Annotated in this window: 11 protein-coding genes; 5 read left to right on the top strand and 6 right to left on the bottom strand. The window is 73.3% G+C overall.

All coding sequences use genetic code 11. The features are described from left to right. Positions 1-79: 79 nt before the first annotated feature. Both O4U47_RS00640 and O4U47_RS00635 read left to right on the top strand, forming a co-directional pair. Positions 80-721, top strand: a complete 642-nt coding sequence (locus O4U47_RS00640) for a class I SAM-dependent methyltransferase (protein ID WP_270674987.1) — start codon at positions 80-82, stop codon at positions 719-721. A gap of 10 nt (positions 722-731) precedes the next feature. Then, positions 732-1,229: a DinB family protein gene (locus O4U47_RS00635; protein ID WP_270674985.1), complete on the top strand. Its 498-nt coding sequence runs from the start codon at positions 732-734 to the stop codon at positions 1,227-1,229. Positions 1,230-1,639: 410 nt separating this feature from the next. Here the strand turns inward: O4U47_RS00635 and O4U47_RS00630 are convergent, their stop codons facing one another. The 3 genes from O4U47_RS00630 to ppdK form a co-directional block, all read right to left on the bottom strand. After that, positions 1,640-2,893, bottom strand: a complete 1,254-nt coding sequence (locus tag O4U47_RS00630) for a deoxyguanosinetriphosphate triphosphohydrolase (RefSeq protein WP_270674983.1) — start codon at positions 2,891-2,893, stop codon at positions 1,640-1,642. A 3-nt stretch (positions 2,894-2,896) separates the two neighbouring features. Then, the gene (locus O4U47_RS00625) at positions 2,897-3,877 is read right to left on the bottom strand and encodes a YdcF family protein (RefSeq protein ID WP_270674980.1); all 981 of its coding nucleotides are present in this window, start codon (positions 3,875-3,877) and stop codon (positions 2,897-2,899) included. Between the two features lie 195 nt (positions 3,878-4,072). Continuing rightward, positions 4,073-6,754, bottom strand: a complete 2,682-nt coding sequence (gene ppdK, locus O4U47_RS00620) for a pyruvate, phosphate dikinase (RefSeq protein WP_270674978.1) — start codon at positions 6,752-6,754, stop codon at positions 4,073-4,075. A 422-nt stretch (positions 6,755-7,176) separates the two neighbouring features. Here ppdK and trhA point away from each other — a divergent pair, with 422 nt between their 5' ends. Continuing rightward, complete coding sequence (gene trhA / locus O4U47_RS00615) at positions 7,177-7,887, top strand: PAQR family membrane homeostasis protein TrhA (RefSeq protein WP_408638904.1); 711 nt, start codon at positions 7,177-7,179, stop codon at positions 7,885-7,887. Positions 7,888-8,127: 240 nt separating this feature from the next. Here trhA and O4U47_RS00610 read toward each other — a convergent pair whose 3' ends face one another. Next, positions 8,128-9,519, bottom strand: coding sequence for a glycine--tRNA ligase (locus O4U47_RS00610; protein ID WP_270674975.1), 1,392 nt, complete (start codon positions 9,517-9,519; stop codon positions 8,128-8,130). A 173-nt stretch (positions 9,520-9,692) separates the two neighbouring features. Further along, positions 9,693-9,992 (bottom strand): antibiotic biosynthesis monooxygenase family protein, encoded by a 300-nt coding sequence (locus tag O4U47_RS00605; RefSeq protein WP_270674972.1) that lies wholly within the window; start codon positions 9,990-9,992, stop codon positions 9,693-9,695. Between the two features lie 92 nt (positions 9,993-10,084). Between O4U47_RS00605 and O4U47_RS00600 the strand changes: the two genes are divergently transcribed. After that, on the top strand, positions 10,085-10,927 hold the full coding sequence (locus O4U47_RS00600) for a copper homeostasis protein CutC (protein WP_270674969.1): 843 nt from the start codon (positions 10,085-10,087) through the stop codon (positions 10,925-10,927). A gap of 96 nt (positions 10,928-11,023) precedes the next feature. On the opposite strand, the gene O4U47_RS00595 is transcribed toward O4U47_RS00600, so the two are convergent. Continuing rightward, positions 11,024-14,704 carry a CDP-glycerol glycerophosphotransferase family protein gene (locus tag O4U47_RS00595; RefSeq protein WP_270674966.1) on the bottom strand — a complete coding sequence of 1,227 codons (3,681 nt, stop codon included), beginning with the start codon at positions 14,702-14,704 and terminating at the stop codon, positions 11,024-11,026. Positions 14,705-14,956: 252 nt separating this feature from the next. Here O4U47_RS00595 and O4U47_RS00590 point away from each other — a divergent pair, with 252 nt between their 5' ends. Next, entirely contained in the window at positions 14,957-15,316 is a 360-nt protein-coding gene (locus O4U47_RS00590) for a DUF6703 family protein (RefSeq protein WP_270674963.1), read from the top strand. Positions 15,317-15,387 lie beyond the last annotated feature (71 nt).

Here is a 15,387-nt window from a genome sequence, read left to right as displayed (position 1 = left end):
CTTGCCAGAACCGCAAGTTCTCGTGCCATGCCGAGGGGCGCCCGGTGACACTTGGCCCGCACCGACGGAAGGAGCACGGATGAACGCCACCGATGCGGCCGCGTTCTGGGACGACCTGTACGCGGCGCGACCGGCGGCCCCCCGGCCGCGGCCGAACGCCCGGCTCACCGAGACGGCCACCGGCCTGTCGCCGGGCGAGGCGCTGGACCTCGGCTCAGGCGGGGGCGGCGACGCGCTGTGGCTCGCCGAACAGGGGTGGCGGGTGACCGCCGCCGACATCTCGGATGTGGCGGTCGACCGGCTCGCCGCCCTTGCCGCCGCCCGCGGCCTCGGCGGCCGCGTCACCGCCGTCCGGCACGACCTGCGCGGCCCTTTCCCCCAGGGCGAGTTCGACCTGATCTGCGCCCACTACCTGCACACCCCTTTCGAGCTGGACAGGACGGCCGTCCTGCGCTCGGCCGCGCACGCGCTGCACCCGGGCGGGCGGCTGCTGGTCGTCGACCACGGCTCGACGGCGCCCTGGTCGTGGAACCAGGACCCCGACGCCCGCTTCCCGGGCCCGGGAGAGGTCGCGGCGGACATCGGCCTGGACCCGGCGGGATGGACGGTCGAACGGGCCGATTCGCCCCGCCGAATCGCGAGCGGACCAGGCGGGCAGACCGCCGAGGTCGTCGACCACGTCCTGCTCGTCCGCCGCACTGCCCGGGCCGACGGCCAGTAAGGAGAGCACCGTGTCCACCGCTCCACGTCGCGACCGCCGCCGTGACACCCCGCCGCCCCGGACCGGGAGCGGCGAGGCCGAAGTCCTGCGCGGATTCCTCGACTACCTGCGCACCTCGATCGCCGTGAAGGTCGACGGCGCGCCCGAGCCACAGGTCCGGACGGCCGCGGTGCCCACAGGAACGAACCTGCTGGGCCTGCTCAACCACCTGACCTGCGTCGAGCGCTCGATGTTCCTGGGAGACGAGGTGGCCGACTGGCAGGCGACGTTCCACGCGGCGCCGACGGACGGCGCGGCCGAGGTCGTGGCCCGCTACCGGGAGGCGGTCGAGCGCGCGAACGGCGTCCTCGACGGCTGCACCGACCTCGCCGCACCGGTCCCCCGACCGGGAGGACGCCCCGCTCCCAGCGTCCGGTGGGCGCTCACGCACATGATCGAAGAGACCGGCAGACACGCGGGCCACGCCGACATCGTGCGCGAACTGATCGACGGCACGACCGGGCGCTGACAGACGGAGCGGCGACGACGAGCCAAGGGGGCGGCCCATCCGGCGGCGCTGTCGGGTGTACGGCGTGGGCACGGTCCCCGTGGAGGGCGAGGCGGCCTTCGGCCGCCCGTCGAAGGAGAACCCGAACGGCACGGGTTCAACCGCTCCAGCGGAAACCATCGAGGACGGTGACGGCGGCGGGAGGACGGCCTCCTGCCCTGGTCGGAAGCGCAAGGAGGCCGCCCACCCGGAACCACCGCGCGCACCGGGGCAGGGTGGGCCCGCCGAGCAAGGGCGACCACGCACCAACGGAGGGCGGGGATACACCCCCGACCGCCGAACCCGCACCAGCAACGCCGACGACCGCCCCGCCCTGGCATCGGGCGTCCATCCACCCGCCCGCGCCGCGAACCGGGCGCCGGTGTGCCTCGTCAGTTCTTCAGACGCGTGTGCCAGGCCGCTGCCGACGTGTCGGTCAACGACGCCACCTGGTCCACCACCACGCGCAGCGCCGCCGCGTCGTCCTTCGCCCCGGTGAAGGCCGGGCGCAGAGGCGGGTCCAGGGTGTGCGGTGCGCCGTGCAGCACCAGTTCGACCAGTTCGGCGATCAGCTCCCGCTCCTGGGCCTGGTAGGCCAGTGCCTCCGACCGCTCCATCACATAGTGCGCCGCCACGGCCTTCAGCAGCGCGCACTCCAGCAGCGCCCGGCGCGGCACCGCCAGGTCGGCGGCGTACCTGGTGAGCGGCGCCGGACCGTAGCGGGCCCGGGTGGCGCCCTCGGCCGCCCGGCACAGCCTTCCGATGAGCTCGCTCGTGAGGTTCTTCAGCGCCGCCAGCGACTCCAGGCCGCCGTCGTAGCGGCGCGGCCAGAACGGCTCGGCCAGCAGGCCGGTGAACGCCTCTTCCAGCTCCTCGGCCGGGGCGTCCGTGTAGCGCCCCGCGGCGGTCGCGCTCACCGCCGCGCGCTCGGCCGGGCTGTGCAGCGCGTCCAGGCGGACCAGCCCCGCGTACAGCCCGTCCTCCACGTCGTGGACCGAGTAGGCGACGTCGTCGGCCCAGTCCATCACCTGCGCCTCGAAGCAGGTCCTCCCCTCGGGCGCGCCGCCGCGGACCCAGTCGAAGACCGGGGCGTCGTCGGGGTAGCAGTTGAACTTGCGCCCGTCTCCCCCTCCCCCGCCGCGCTGCCAGGGGTACTTCATGGTGGCGTCGAGGCTGGCCCGGGTCAGGTTGAGCCCGGCCCCGGCCCCGTCCTCGCCGACGACCTTGCCTTCCAGGCGGGTGAGGATGCGCAGGCTCTGCGCGTTGCCCTCGAACCCGCCGCAGGCGGCCGCCGCCGCGTCCAGGGCGCGCTCCCCGTTGTGCCCGAACGGCGGGTGCCCCAGGTCGTGCGAGAGGCAGGCCGCCTCGACGAGGTCGGCGTCGCACCCGAGGGCCGCCCCGAGTTCCCGCCCGATCTGGGCGCACTCCAGCGAGTGGGTGAGCCGGGTGCGCGGGAAATCGCTGGCCCCGGGCCGCACCACCTGTGTCTTGGCGGCCAGCCGCCGCAGCGCGAAGCTGTGCAGGACGCGGGCCCGGTCGCGCTCGAAGGGGCCGCGCGCCCTGCTCTTGGGCGGTTCGGGGGCGCGGCGCTCCCGGTCGCGGCGGGTGTAGCCGCCGGGCGCCCGTTCATCCTCGGGAAGGGCCATGGGCTAGGCGGCGTCGGTTCCGGCGTCGATGTCGAGGTCGGCGTCGGCGCTGTCGCCGAAGAGCCAGTAGTACCAGAGCGACCCGGTCTCGCGGGTGATGTACCAGAGCTGGGTCTCGCGCTCGATGACGGCGGGCCCCGACCGCACGGGCGAGGTGTGGGCCTCCATGTCCTGGTCCTCGGCCATGAGGCGGGAGCGCAGGCTGTGCCAGGGGTCGGTGACGATGACGGTGCTGGTCCACCCGTTGTCCCGGAGGACGTCGCTGACGGCCTCCACACTGCGCAGGGTGTTGCTGCCCTCTTCGACGGCGACGACCGACTCGGCGGGGACGCCCTGTTCGACGAGCCAGTCGCGGCCGGAGCCGCCCTCGGTGTAGTTGTCGCCGGGCTGGTTGCCGCCGACGGTGACGATGGTGGGGGCCACCCCTTCCTCGTAGAGGTGGGCGGCGTGCTCCAGCCGGGCCTCGAAGATCGGCGAAGGGCGCCCGTTGTACTGGCTGGCGCCCAGGACCAGGATCGTGTCGGAGGGCGGGCGCTCGTCCTGGCGGGCGGTCCACCACACCCAGGCCCAGGTGGCGGGGGGAAGTGCGATGGCCGCGACCACGAGCAGGGCGATGATGCGGCCGAGGCGGATGCGGGGGCGCCGGCGCGGCGGGCGCCCTCCGCCGCCTCTCCCCCGTTCACGGGGGCCGGGCGGGTCGCCGGGCCCGTCCGGGCCGCCGGGGTCCCACGGGTCCGGCTCGGGTCCACCGAACGTGTCGCCCCCGCGGAGGCGGTCCAGGCCGTCCGGGTCGTCCAGGTCGTCGATGATCTCGGGGGTGGGCCCCGGGGCGCCGCCGGGGCGGGTGAAGACCCGCGTGGCCTCGGCTCCGGCGGACCGGGGCCGCTCGAAGACCTGGGTCGCCTCGGGCTGCGGGGGGCCGCCGTCAGGCCGCCCGTCGCGCGGCTCGTCCGCACGTCCCTCGCCGGCTGTCCGCACCTTCACCCCCGGGGCCGATCGTGTGGTTCGCCCGACCATAACCGACAACCGCGCCGGAGCGGGCGCTCGTGTCCGGCGCCCACAGAGTAGTGGACGGGGCGCTCACCACGAAGGTCGAGATCATATTACGGGAAGGTCTCATGTCGTGACATGCCCCTCCCCGCACCTCGCCGGCCCGTTCCGGCCGCCGTCGGCCCCGGCTCACCCCTCCTGGACGGCCGCGCGACCGGCCTCCAGACGGGCGACCGGCACCCGGAACGGCGAGCAGGACACGTAGTCCAACCCCACCCGGTCGAAGAAGTGCACCGACGCCGGGTCGCCCCCGTGCTCGCCGCACACGCCCAGCTTCAGGTCGGGCCGGGCGGCCCGCCCCTCCTCGACGGCGGCGCGCACCAGGCGCCCGACCCCCTCGACGTCGATCGTCTCGAACGGCGACACCCCGAACACGCCCTTCTCCAGGTACTGGGAGAAGAACGAGGCCTCCACGTCGTCGCGGGAGAAGCCCCAGACGGTCTGGGTGAGGTCGTTGGTGCCGAAGGAGAAGAACTCGGCGCTCTCGGCGATCTGCCCGGCGGTCAGTGCCGCCCGTGGCAGCTCGATCATGGTGCCGATCGGGAATTCCAGCTCCACGCCGTACTCCTCGGCGACCTCCCGGACGGTGCGCACCGCCTCCTCGCGGATGATCTCCAGCTCCTGCACGGTGCCCACCAGCGGGATCATCACCTCGGGCCGGGGGTCGCCGCCGGCCCGCAGCCGTTCGGCGGCCGCCTGGGCGAGGGCCCGCACCTGCATGGTGAACAGGCCGGGGACGACCAGCCCCAGCCGCACGCCGCGCAGCCCCATCATCGGGTTCTGCTCATGCAGCCGCTGGACGGCCCGCAGCAGCCGCCGGTCGTTGTCGTGCCGCTCGCCGCGCTCCTGGGCCAGGGCCACCCGCACCGACAGCTCGGTGAGGTCGGGCAGGAACTCGTGCAGCGGCGGGTCGATCAGGCGGACGGTGACCGCGAGCCCGTCCATGGCCTCCAGGATCCCGGTGAAGTCGGTGCGCTGCAGCGGCAGCAGCCCTTCCAGCGCCTCGTCCCGCTCGGCCCCGTCCTCGGCGAGGATGAGCCGCTCGACCAGGGGCCGCCGCTCACCGAGGAACATGTGCTCGGTGCGGCACAGCCCGATGCCCTGGGCGCCCATCCGCCGCGCGCGGGCGGCGTCCTCGGGGGTGTCGGCGTTGGCCCGTACGCCCAGGCGCCGGTCGGCGTCGGCGCGGCCCATCACCCGGTGCACGGCCCGCACCAGGTCGTCGGCCTCCTCGCCCTCCGGGTCGAGGGTGCCGTCGAAGTACCGCACGACCGGGGAGTCGACCACCGGCACCTCGCCGAGGAACACCTCGCCCGTGCTGCCGTCGATGGAGATGAGGTCGCCCTCCTCCACCACCCGGCCGCCGGGGGCGGTCATCCGCCGCTCCTTGACGTCGATGTCGAGCTCCTCGGCGCCGCACACGCAGGTGGTCCCCATCCCGCGGGCGACGACGGCGGCGTGCGAGGTCTTGCCGCCGCGGCTGGTGAGGATGCCCTCGGCGGCGAGCATGCCCTCCAGGTCGTCGGGGTTGGTCTCGCGGCGGCAGAGCACGACCTTCTCCCCGGCGCGGGCGCGCTTGACGGCGGCGGCCGAGTCGAAGACGGCGCGCCCCACGGCGGCGCCCGGGGAGGCGTTCATGCCGCGGCCGAGGACGTCGCGCGGGGCGGCCTCGTCGAAGCGGGGGAACATGAGCTGGGCGAGCTGGTCGCCGTTGACCCGGGTGATCGCCTCGTCGGGGGTGATCATGCCCTGTTCGACGAGCTGGTCGGCGATGCGGAACGCGGCGGCCGCGGTGCGCTTGCCGACGCGGGTCTGCAGCATCCACAGCTTGCCGCGCTCGATGGTGAACTCGATGTCGCACAGGTCGCGGTAGTGCTCTTCGAGCGTGCGCATGATGCCCATGAGCTCGTCGTGGCTCGCCTCGTCGATGCGCTCCAGGTCGGCCAGCGGCACGGTGTTGCGGATGCCGGCGACGACGTCCTCGCCCTGGGCGTTCTGCAGGTAGTCGCCGTAGACGCCCTGGCGGCCGGTGGCCGGGTCGCGGGTGAAGGCGACGCCGGTGCCCGAGTCCATCCCGAGGTTGCCGAAGACCATGGCGCACACGTTGACCGCGGTGCCCAGGTCGGCGGGGATGCGCTCGCGGCGCCGGTAGAGCACGGCGCGGGGGGCGTTCCAGGAGTCGAAGACGGCCCGGACGGCCAGGTCCATCTGCTCGCGCGGGTCGGTGGGGAACGGGCGGCCGGAGGCCTGCAGCACGATGTCCTTGAAGGCGGCGACGAGGGCGCGGAAGTCCTCGGCGCCGAGGTCGAGGTCGCCGTCGGCGCCGATCGCGCGCTTGCGCTCCTCGATGGCGTCCTCGAACAGGTCGCCGTCGATGTCCAGCACGGTCTTGCCGAACATCTGGACGAGGCGGCGGTAGGAGTCCCAGGCGAAGCGCTCGTCGCCCGACTGGGCGGCGAGCCCGCCTACCGAATCGTCGTTGAGCCCGATGTTGAGGACGGTCTCCATCATGCCGGGCATGGAGAACTTGGCCCCCGAGCGGACGCTGACGAGGAGCGGGTCGTCGGGTTGCCCGAGCCGCTTGCCCATGGCCGCTTCGAGGGCGGTGAGCTTCTCGGTGACCTGCCCGGCCATGCCCTCGGGCATGCCGCCGCTCTCCAGGTAGGCGCGGCAGGCCTCGGTGGTGATGGTGAACCCGGGCGGGACCGGCAGACCCAGGTTGGTCATCTCGGCGAGGTTCGCGCCCTTGCCGCCCAGCAGGTCCTTCAGGTCCTTGTTGCCTTCGCTGAACTCGTAGACGTACGTGAGCACGTGGATCTCCTCCGACGGGACCGCTCGATCTCGTCGCGTCCGTGGACCAATCCGGCCGCCTGCCTCCTTCATTCCCCGCTCTCCCTTCACATCTTCACTGGTCATCAGGATTTTAATGGTCTAGACCAATGGTTCAGGAAGGGTAGACGTTCCCCTGGGTCGGAGAAAAGAAACGGGGTTGCGGGACGCAGGCGATCGGCGTGGTCAGGGACGCTTGCAAGCACGGTAGCAGGCGGCGGCCGCCGCGCCGGGGCCCAGACCCCCGAAAAAGACCACTGCCCCCTGTGCCGCACCCCACATTTCTACTGGTAGGTAACCTACGCGACCGTAGGTAGAGTCGGTCCGGGGCCGCCCCCCGCGGCGCCGCCGCGCAGCGCCGCCGCTTTCTGGGCCCCGCCCCCACACGAGGAAGAAGGCACGCCGTGACCGCACCATCCGCACCCCCCGGAACCGGGGGGTCGCAGCCGCCGCGCACCGGCCCGGCCGAGCTGCTGCGGTCGGTCAAACCCAGACTGCGCGGCTGGCTCCACCTGGGCACCGCCCCGCCCGCGCTGGCCGCGGGCATCGTCCTGACCGCCCTGGCGCCCACCACCGCCGCGCGGATCTGCGCCGCGGTCTACGCGCTGGCCGCGGTGCTGCTGTTCGGCACCTCGGCCGTCTACCACGTGGGCCGCTGGTCCTCCCGCGCGGTGGCGGTGCTGCGCCGCATGGACCACGCCAACATCTACCTGATCATCGCCGGGACCTACACGCCGTTCGTGGTGCTGGTGCTCGAGGACCCGCTGCGCACCGCGATGACCGCGCTGATCTGGGGCGGCGCCGTGGCCGGGGTGCTGTTCAAGATGTTCTGGCTGAACGCGCCGCGCTGGCTGTCCACCGCGCTCTACCTGGCCATCGGCTGGGTGGCGGTGCTCTTCATCCCCCAGCTCGTCCAGGGGATGCACCCGGCCGCCTGGATCCTGGTGCTGGCCGGGGGCCTCCTCTACAGCGCCGGCGCCGTCGTCTACGGGGCCAAGCGGCCCGACCCCGCCCCGCGCTGGTTCGGCTTCCACGAGGTGTTCCACTCGCTGACCATCGCCGCCTACATCTGCCACTACATCGCGGTGTCGATGGTCGTCTACGCCCAGGCCTGAGGCCGTTCGCCGGTGGGACGTGTTCTCGCCGCGCCGGTCACGCACGGAATCACGATTCGCTTACACGGGCGGGCACCGAGGCGGAAACCTCTTACCCGACGGCGCATATCGGGCTAGCGTGAGAACAGGTTCTCCCGGACATGTGCACCGGGGGTCCACAGCGGAGGCGGCCGGAGACCATATCCCCCCGGGTCCGGCCGCCTCTCTCCTGTGCTTCCCGCGCGCCTCGGGGCGCGCGGCTCAGCAGCCGGCGGGCAGCCGCTCGAACAGGTAGGTCTCCACCCGGTCCAGCGAGACGCGCTCCTGGGACATGGTGTCGCGCTCCCGGACCGTCACGGCGTCGTCCTCGAGGGTGTCGAAGTCGACCGTGACGCAGAACGGGGTGCCGATCTCGTCCTGGCGGCGGTAGCGGCGGCCGATCGCACCGGCGTCGTCGAACTCGGTGTTCCACCGCTTGCGCAGGCGCGCGGCCAGGTCGCGGGCCTTGGGCGACAGGTCGGAGTTGCGCGACAGCGGCAGCACCGCGGCCTTGACCGGCGACAGGCGCGGGTCCAGCGCCATGACCGAGCGCTTCTCCATCTTGCCCTTGGCGTTGGGCGCCTCGTCCTCGCGGTAGGCGTCGAGCATGAACATCAGCATCGCGCGGTCGACACCGGCCGCCGGCTCGATGACGTAGGGGACGTAGCGCTCGTTGCTCTCCTGGTCGAAGAAGGACAGGTCCGCGCCGGACTTCTCCGAGTGGGTGCTCAGGTCGTAGTCGGTCCGGTTGGCGACGCCCTCCAGCTCGCCCCACTCGGCGCCCTGGAAGTTGAACCGGTACTCGATGTCGACCGTGCGCTTGGAGTAGTGCGAGAGCTTCTCCTGCGGGTGCTCGTACAGCCGCAGGTTGTCCTTGCCCACGCCCAGGTCGAGGTACCACTGCATGCGCTGGTCGATCCAGTACTGGTGCCAGTCCTCGTCCTCGCCCGGCTTGACGAAGAACTCCATCTCCATCTGCTCGAACTCGCGGGTGCGGAAGATGAAGTTGCCCGGGGTGATCTCGTTGCGGAAGGACTTGCCGACCTGGCCGATGCCGAACGGGATCTTCTTGCGCGCGCTCTGCTGCACGTTGAGGTAGTTGATGAAGATGCCCTGCGCGGTCTCGGGGCGCAGGAAGGCCAGGCCGGTCTCGTCCTGCACCGGGCCCAGGTAGGTGCGCAGCAGGCCGTTGAACATCTTCGGCTCGGTGAAGGAGCTCTTGGCGCCGCAGTTGGAGCAGGCGATGTCGGCCAGGCCGTTCTCCGGCTCGCGGCCGTGCTTCTCCTCGTAGGCCTCGATGAGGTGGTCGGCGCGGAAGCGCTTGTGGCAGGACTGGCACTCGGTCAGCGGGTCCACGAAGGCCTGCACGTGGCCGGAGGCCTCCCACACCTCGCGGGCCAGGATGACGCTGGAGTCCAGGCCGACGATGTCGTCGCGCTCCTGGACCACCGACCTCCACCACTGCCGCTTGATGTTCTGCTTCAGCTCCACACCCAGCGGGCCGTAGTCCCAAGAGGCGCGCAGACCGCCGTAGATCTCACTGGAGGGGTACACCAGCCCCCTGCGCTTCGCGAGGTTGACGAGCTTGTCCATTGCCTCAGACTTGGCGGCCATGTTCTCTCTGACTCTCCATCCGGCTGGCGGTCGGCGGATCGCGCGTCGGCGATTCGGTGGTGTGCGGTCGGACCGGTCTCCCGGGCGCGGCCCCGGGACCGGTGAGTGAGGGCGCCGTCACCGGCGCCCCGCTCCCCCGACGATACGCGGGAGCGGCGGCCCCTGCGACCGATTTAGCCGCCCCCGGGCGTGGGGACGTTCACGATCTCATAGGCGGTCGGCTCGTCCCTGGCCTGGGAGAGCAGCGGCACAGCGGCCATGCGGACCTCGAAGTCGGACAGGGCGCGGCGGTAGTGCCCGGCGCCCTCCCACTCGGTGACCACGGTCCACAGCTCGGGGTCGTCGGCGGCGCGGCCCACGCGCGAACCGACGAACCCGGGGCGGGCGCCGAGGACGCGCAGCGCTTCGGCGGCACGCGCGCGGAAGTCCTCGACCTGCTCGGCGGGAACGGTGTAACGGGTGATGACGATCACCGCTCCATCATCCCACCGCCGCGGCGGCGCCCGGTCCGCCCGCCGGAGTGGTGTACTGGTCTAGACCGCACCCGTGACAGGAGGGCCCCGCCGTGACCGAACCCGCCGTTCCCAGCACCGCCGTTCCCGGCACCGCCGGCGCCACCGGACCCGAGACCGGCCCCGCGGCCGCTCCCGGCACCCTGGCCTTCGAGATCGTGGTGGAGGGCGCCGCCGGGGCGCGCACCGCCCAGCGCGCCGGGGCCGACCGCGTCGAGCTGGTCTCGGCCCTGGTCGACGGGGGCCTGACGCCCAGCATCGGCACCGTCGAGGCGGTCCTGGAGGCCGCCCCGGGCATCGCGGTCTTCCCCATCGTCCGGCCGCGCGGGGGCGACTTCGTCTACGACTCCGGCGAGCTGGACGCCATGGAGCGCGACGTGCGGGCGTTCACCCGCGCCGGGGCGCACGGGGTGGTGCTCGGGGTCCTGACCCCCGACGGGGAGGTCGACCGGGAGGCGATGAAGCGGCTGCTGTCCGCCGCCGAAGGGATGGGCACCACCTTCCACCGGGCCTTCGACGTGTGCGCCGACCCGGTCGGCACGCTGGAGGCGCTGGTCGGCATGGGCGTGGACCGGGTGCTGACCTCGGGGCAGCAGGCGAGCGCACCGGAGGGCGCCGACCTGATCGCCGAGCTCGTGCGGCGCGCGGCCGGGCGGATCGCGGTGATGCCCGGGGGCGGGGTGCGCGACGGCAACGCCGCCGAGCTGGTCGCCCGCACCGGGGCGCGGGAACTGCACTTCTCCGCGATGGACACGGTCCCCTCCCCCGTGCGCCACCGCAACCCGCGGGTGCGGATGGGCGGCGGGACGGTGCCGCCGGAGGACGTGCGCACGGTCAACTCGGCCGAGAAGATCGTCCGGGTGATGCGCGCGGCGCGCGGGGCCGTCGCGCCCTGACACCGACATCCCGCGTTGATCTCGGGAGAAACGCCCCTAAAACCGCGCGGGTAGCGTCGTTTCTCCCGAGATCAACGAGCGGAGGGGACCGCCCGGTCAGTCCTTGCCGAAGACCCGGTCGACGACGCGGGCCGCGGCCCCGCCGTCGTCCAGCGGGCAGAACTGCTCGGTGAAGGCCCGGTACGTGTCCGCGGCCGCGTCGGCGACCGCGTCGATGTCCCGCAGCGCCGCGATGACCTCGTCCGACTCGGTCAGCAGCGGGCCCGGCGCGGTCTCCTCGAAATCGAAGTAGAACCCGCGCAGGTTGTCCCGGTAGCTCTCGATGTCGTAGGTGAAGAAGAGCATCGGGCGCCCGGTGTTGGCGAAGTCGAACATCATCGACGAGTAGTCGGTGACGAGCACGTCGGTGATCAGGAACAGCTCCATGATCTCCGGGTAGAGCGAGACGTCCCAGACGAAGTCCTCGCCCACGATCGGCACGCTGTCCACCACCCGCGGGTGCCGCCGCACCAGCAGCACGTGGTCGTCGCCGAGCTTCTCGTACATCCTGCGCAGGTCCAGGTGCAGGTCGAGCTTGTGCTTGCCGCGCGTGTAGTACTTGTCGTCGCGCCAGGTGGGCGCGTAGAGCACCACCTTCTTGCCCTCGGGCAGCCCCAGCGCGCGGCGGGTCCGGGCGGCGATCTCCTCCCGGTCCGGAGCGAAGAAGATGTCGTTGCGCGGGTAGCCGGTCTCCAGGATCTCCCCGTCGAACCGGAAGGCGCGGCGCAGGATGGGCGTCGCCCAGGGGCTGGGCGAGACCAGGTAGTCCCACTGCTGCGTCTCCCACGCCAGCTTGTCGTGGTAGTCGCGGGACTTGCCGCGGATGTTCTCGATGTCGAAGCCGATGCGCTTGAGCATCGACCCGTGCCAGGTCTGCACCACCACCTGGTCGGGACGGCGGGCGAACCAGGCCGGCTGGCGGGAGTTGGTGACGATGTAGCGGGAGCGGGCCAGCGCCTCGTAGAAGTCGCGGCCGTTGTGCCGCACCGGCTCCAGGTCCTCCGGCAGGTTCACCTGCCCGTCCTTGACCAGCCAGGACATCGGGTGGTCGGCCCACTGCCCGCCGCGGCGGCGCAGCTCGGCGTAGATGCTCTGCGGGCTGTCGGAGAACTGGCGCCCGGTGTAGCTGTCGAAGAGCACGCTCTCGCGCACCGGCTCGCGGCGCAGCGCCGGGTAGACCTCCTCGCGCAGCGTGCGCTGGGCGAAGGAGCCGCGCTCCTCGGGGCGCAGGTCGCTGTCCACCCGCAGCACGGGGGTGTCGAAGCCGGAGTCGGCGAAGGTGTAGCCGCGCTCCCCGGTGTCCATCCGCAGCGGCAGCTCGCGCACCACGTCCGGGTCGATCTCGGCGCCGACGTCGCGGGTGGTGCCGTCGTCCAGCGCCACGCGCGCCCACAGCTGGTAGGTCCCGGCGGGCAGCGGGAGCGTGCCCGAGAGGGTCGCGATGGCGGAGGGGTCCAGGCGCGCGGTGAAGGAGGCGCCGTCGCGCTCCAGGGCCACCCGGTGCTCCTCGTCGCGGCCGCGCGCCTTGAACACGAGCTCGGTGTCGGAGGAGGCGCCGTAGTGCCCGGTGAGCACCAGGTCGCGGTCCTCCCAGCGGGCGCCGCGCACGACCGGGTGCGCCCACCCGGCGCGCAGCCGCAGGTAGCCGGTGCCGGTGCGCTGCACGGCGACCTCGTGGCGGCCGTCGCCCACCGGGTGGGTGGGGGTACCGGCCTCGTCCGGCAGCACCAGCGGCAGCGCGGTGCCGTCGGGGGCGGCCAGGGCGGCCGTCCACCGCTCCTGGCGCAGCAGGCCCGGCCCCTCGTCGACGGCCCCGGCCAGCAGGTCGGCCACGGGCACCCGGGCGGTGAAGCCGCCGTCGGCGGCCTCCAGCGGGTACTCCAGGCGGGCGGTGCCGGGGCGGCGGGTCAGCCGCAGGGCGGTGCAGGAGGCGGCGGGCGGGGAGACGTACTCGCCGCGCAGCGCCAGCACCGGTCCGCCCGGGGCGTCCTCCAGCCCCTGCCCGATGACGCGGGCGCGCACCGGGGCGACGGCCAGGGAGAGGTGGCGGTCGCGGTCCCACTCGGGGCGCAGCCACACGTCGCCGGTGATGCGGCGGTAGGGCGGGCGCTCGGCGGGGCCGGACACCGGGTTGGCGATGATGCGGCGGCGCACCAGGCCGCGGTTGACCACCACCAGCTCCAGCTTCCAGGAGGTGGCGCGCCACTTGCCGGCCAGCCGCAGCCGGGCCGGGTCCACGGTGATCTCGAAGCCGCCGTAGTCGTGGCGGGCGGCGTCGGGCAGGTCGGGCAGCCGGTACTCGGCGGCGCGCAGCACCTTGACCGGCACGGGGATGCGGCGGCCGGTGTCGGCGTTGACGGCGAAGGCCAGGAGCTGCTGCTGCCAGCGGCGCCCGGCGCGCAGGTTGAGCACGCCCACACGGCCGCCGACGACGAGCTTGCCGCCGCGCCACTCCACCCGCTCGGTCTTCTGCCGGACCTTCAGCTCCGACTGCAGCCGGTAGACGTCGCGCGGCACCCCGGCCGCGGGGTCCTCGAAGAAGGGGTAGCGCACGAAGTACTGCAGGCCGCGGCGGACCACCGGGGCCTTCTTCAGCTCCACGCTCTTCTGGAAGGTGACGGCCTCGAGGAGGCGGTCCAGGTCGCGGCAGCGCACCAGGTGGAGGTTGAGGCGGTGCAGCGGGGCCAGCCCGTCGACCACCGCCGGGGCGGTCCCGGACAGCTGGTCGCCGACCAGGTCGAGGAAGCGGGCGCGGCCCTCGTCGTCGGCGTCGTCGAGCGCGAGCAGGACCGAGCGCACGTCGTTGCGGAACGCGTGGGCGTCCCACAGGTCGCGGTCGGAGGCCGACAGCGAGGTGGAGAGCGCGGCGACGGCGCGCAGGCGGCGGTCGAGCACGGCGGTGTCGCTGAGCGGCGGCCCCTCCGCCCGGTCGCGGCGCAGCAGCACCGGGGCGGGGAGGACGTCGACGGCCGCGGCGGCGAACAGCGCGCGCACCGCGGCCAGGTCCTCGTCGGCGTCGTCCAGGCCGAGGTCGGGCAGGGACTCCCAGAAGTCGCGGCGCCAGAGCTTGTTGCCGAACAGGCGGTCGCGCAGCAGCGAGGAGGTGGCGTGCACGTCGACGCCGGTGCGGGGCTTGCCGAAGATCTTGCGGTGCCGCGACGAGGGCCGGGCGCCCAGGTCGTTGAAGCGGTACACATTGCCGGTGGCGGCCTGGGACCCGGAGGCCTCCAGGGAGTCGGCGAGGTAGGACAGGGCGTAGCCGGGCAGGGTGTCGCCGCCGTCGAGGAACATCAGCAGGTCGCCGGAGGAGGCGGCGGCCCCGGCGGCGCGGGCCGCCGCGCGCCCGGCGGCGGGCTCGCGCACCAGCACGGCCGCGACGCCCTCGGGCGGGGCGGCGGCGAACTCCTCGGCGGTGGCCCGCCCCTCCTCGCGGACGGGGCCGACCGCCTCGCCGTCCTCGCCCTCGGCGGGCTCGGCCGCGTCGGAGGACCCGGAGGAATCGGTGCCGTCCTCCTCCCGGTCGTCGTCGGCGGCGGAGTCGTCGTCGGCGCCCTCGGAGGACGCCTCGGCACGGTCGTCCTCGCGGGGGTCCTCCCCGCGCCGCTCCCCCGAGGCCAGGGGGACCAGGACGATCTCCAGGTCGCGGCCGCCTGTGCTGCTCCCCGACAGGGAGTCCAGAGTCGGGCGCAGATGCGGCTCGGTGACGTCGAAAGCGACGATGACGCTGAGCTTCGGCACGGAAAAACAGTCTCCCGGTAGGTCTTCTGCGGAGCGGGCGCGGCGGGGACGCGGGGGGCGACGCCGACGGAAGGCGCGGTCCGCGCGGTCGGCGCTCACCGGGCCGGCGTTCGCCCGACTACTCTAAGGCGGTACGCGTGAACGTCCGGTAAGGATCATGCGTTGCCGCTGTTCCCCTCCTGACGATGCATCCTAGCGAGGGCCGGAGAGTAGGCTTCCCACGCAGGGACGGCGAATGTGCGGAGGGTGCGCGTGGCGGCCAAGCGCGACGACGGGTTCCGGCGGGCGGGGCGCCCGCTTCCGACGGGCGATTCGTTCTTCACCCCCGGCGCGGGACCGCTGCGCCGACGCGTCGAACAGGTCAGTGCGGTTCCGCTGGTGTGGCTGCACCAGGCGCCGCGGTGGATCCTCCCGGTGGCGATGGCGGCCGTGTTCATCACGGGCCTGCTGCTGCCGGGGCCGCTGGGCGGGGCGCTGCTGGTGGCGCTGGCGGCGTTCATCGGCTGGCTGGCGTTCCTGGCCTGGCCGAACCTGCGGTCGGGCGAGCGGCTGATGCGCGTCGTGGTGGTGGCGGGCCTGGCGGCGATGGGGGTCATCCAGGCGGTGGCCTAGGACGCGCCGCGGGGTCCACGCGTTCCACTCCCCCTCTTCCCCTCCGGGCGGGAGTGGTGTAGAGTACCGCG

Source organism: Nocardiopsis suaedae (assembly GCF_027706745.1).
Classification (GTDB): domain Bacteria; phylum Actinomycetota; class Actinomycetes; order Streptosporangiales; family Streptosporangiaceae; genus Nocardiopsis_A; species Nocardiopsis_A suaedae.
This window is presented reverse-complemented; position numbering and strand designations above follow the sequence as displayed.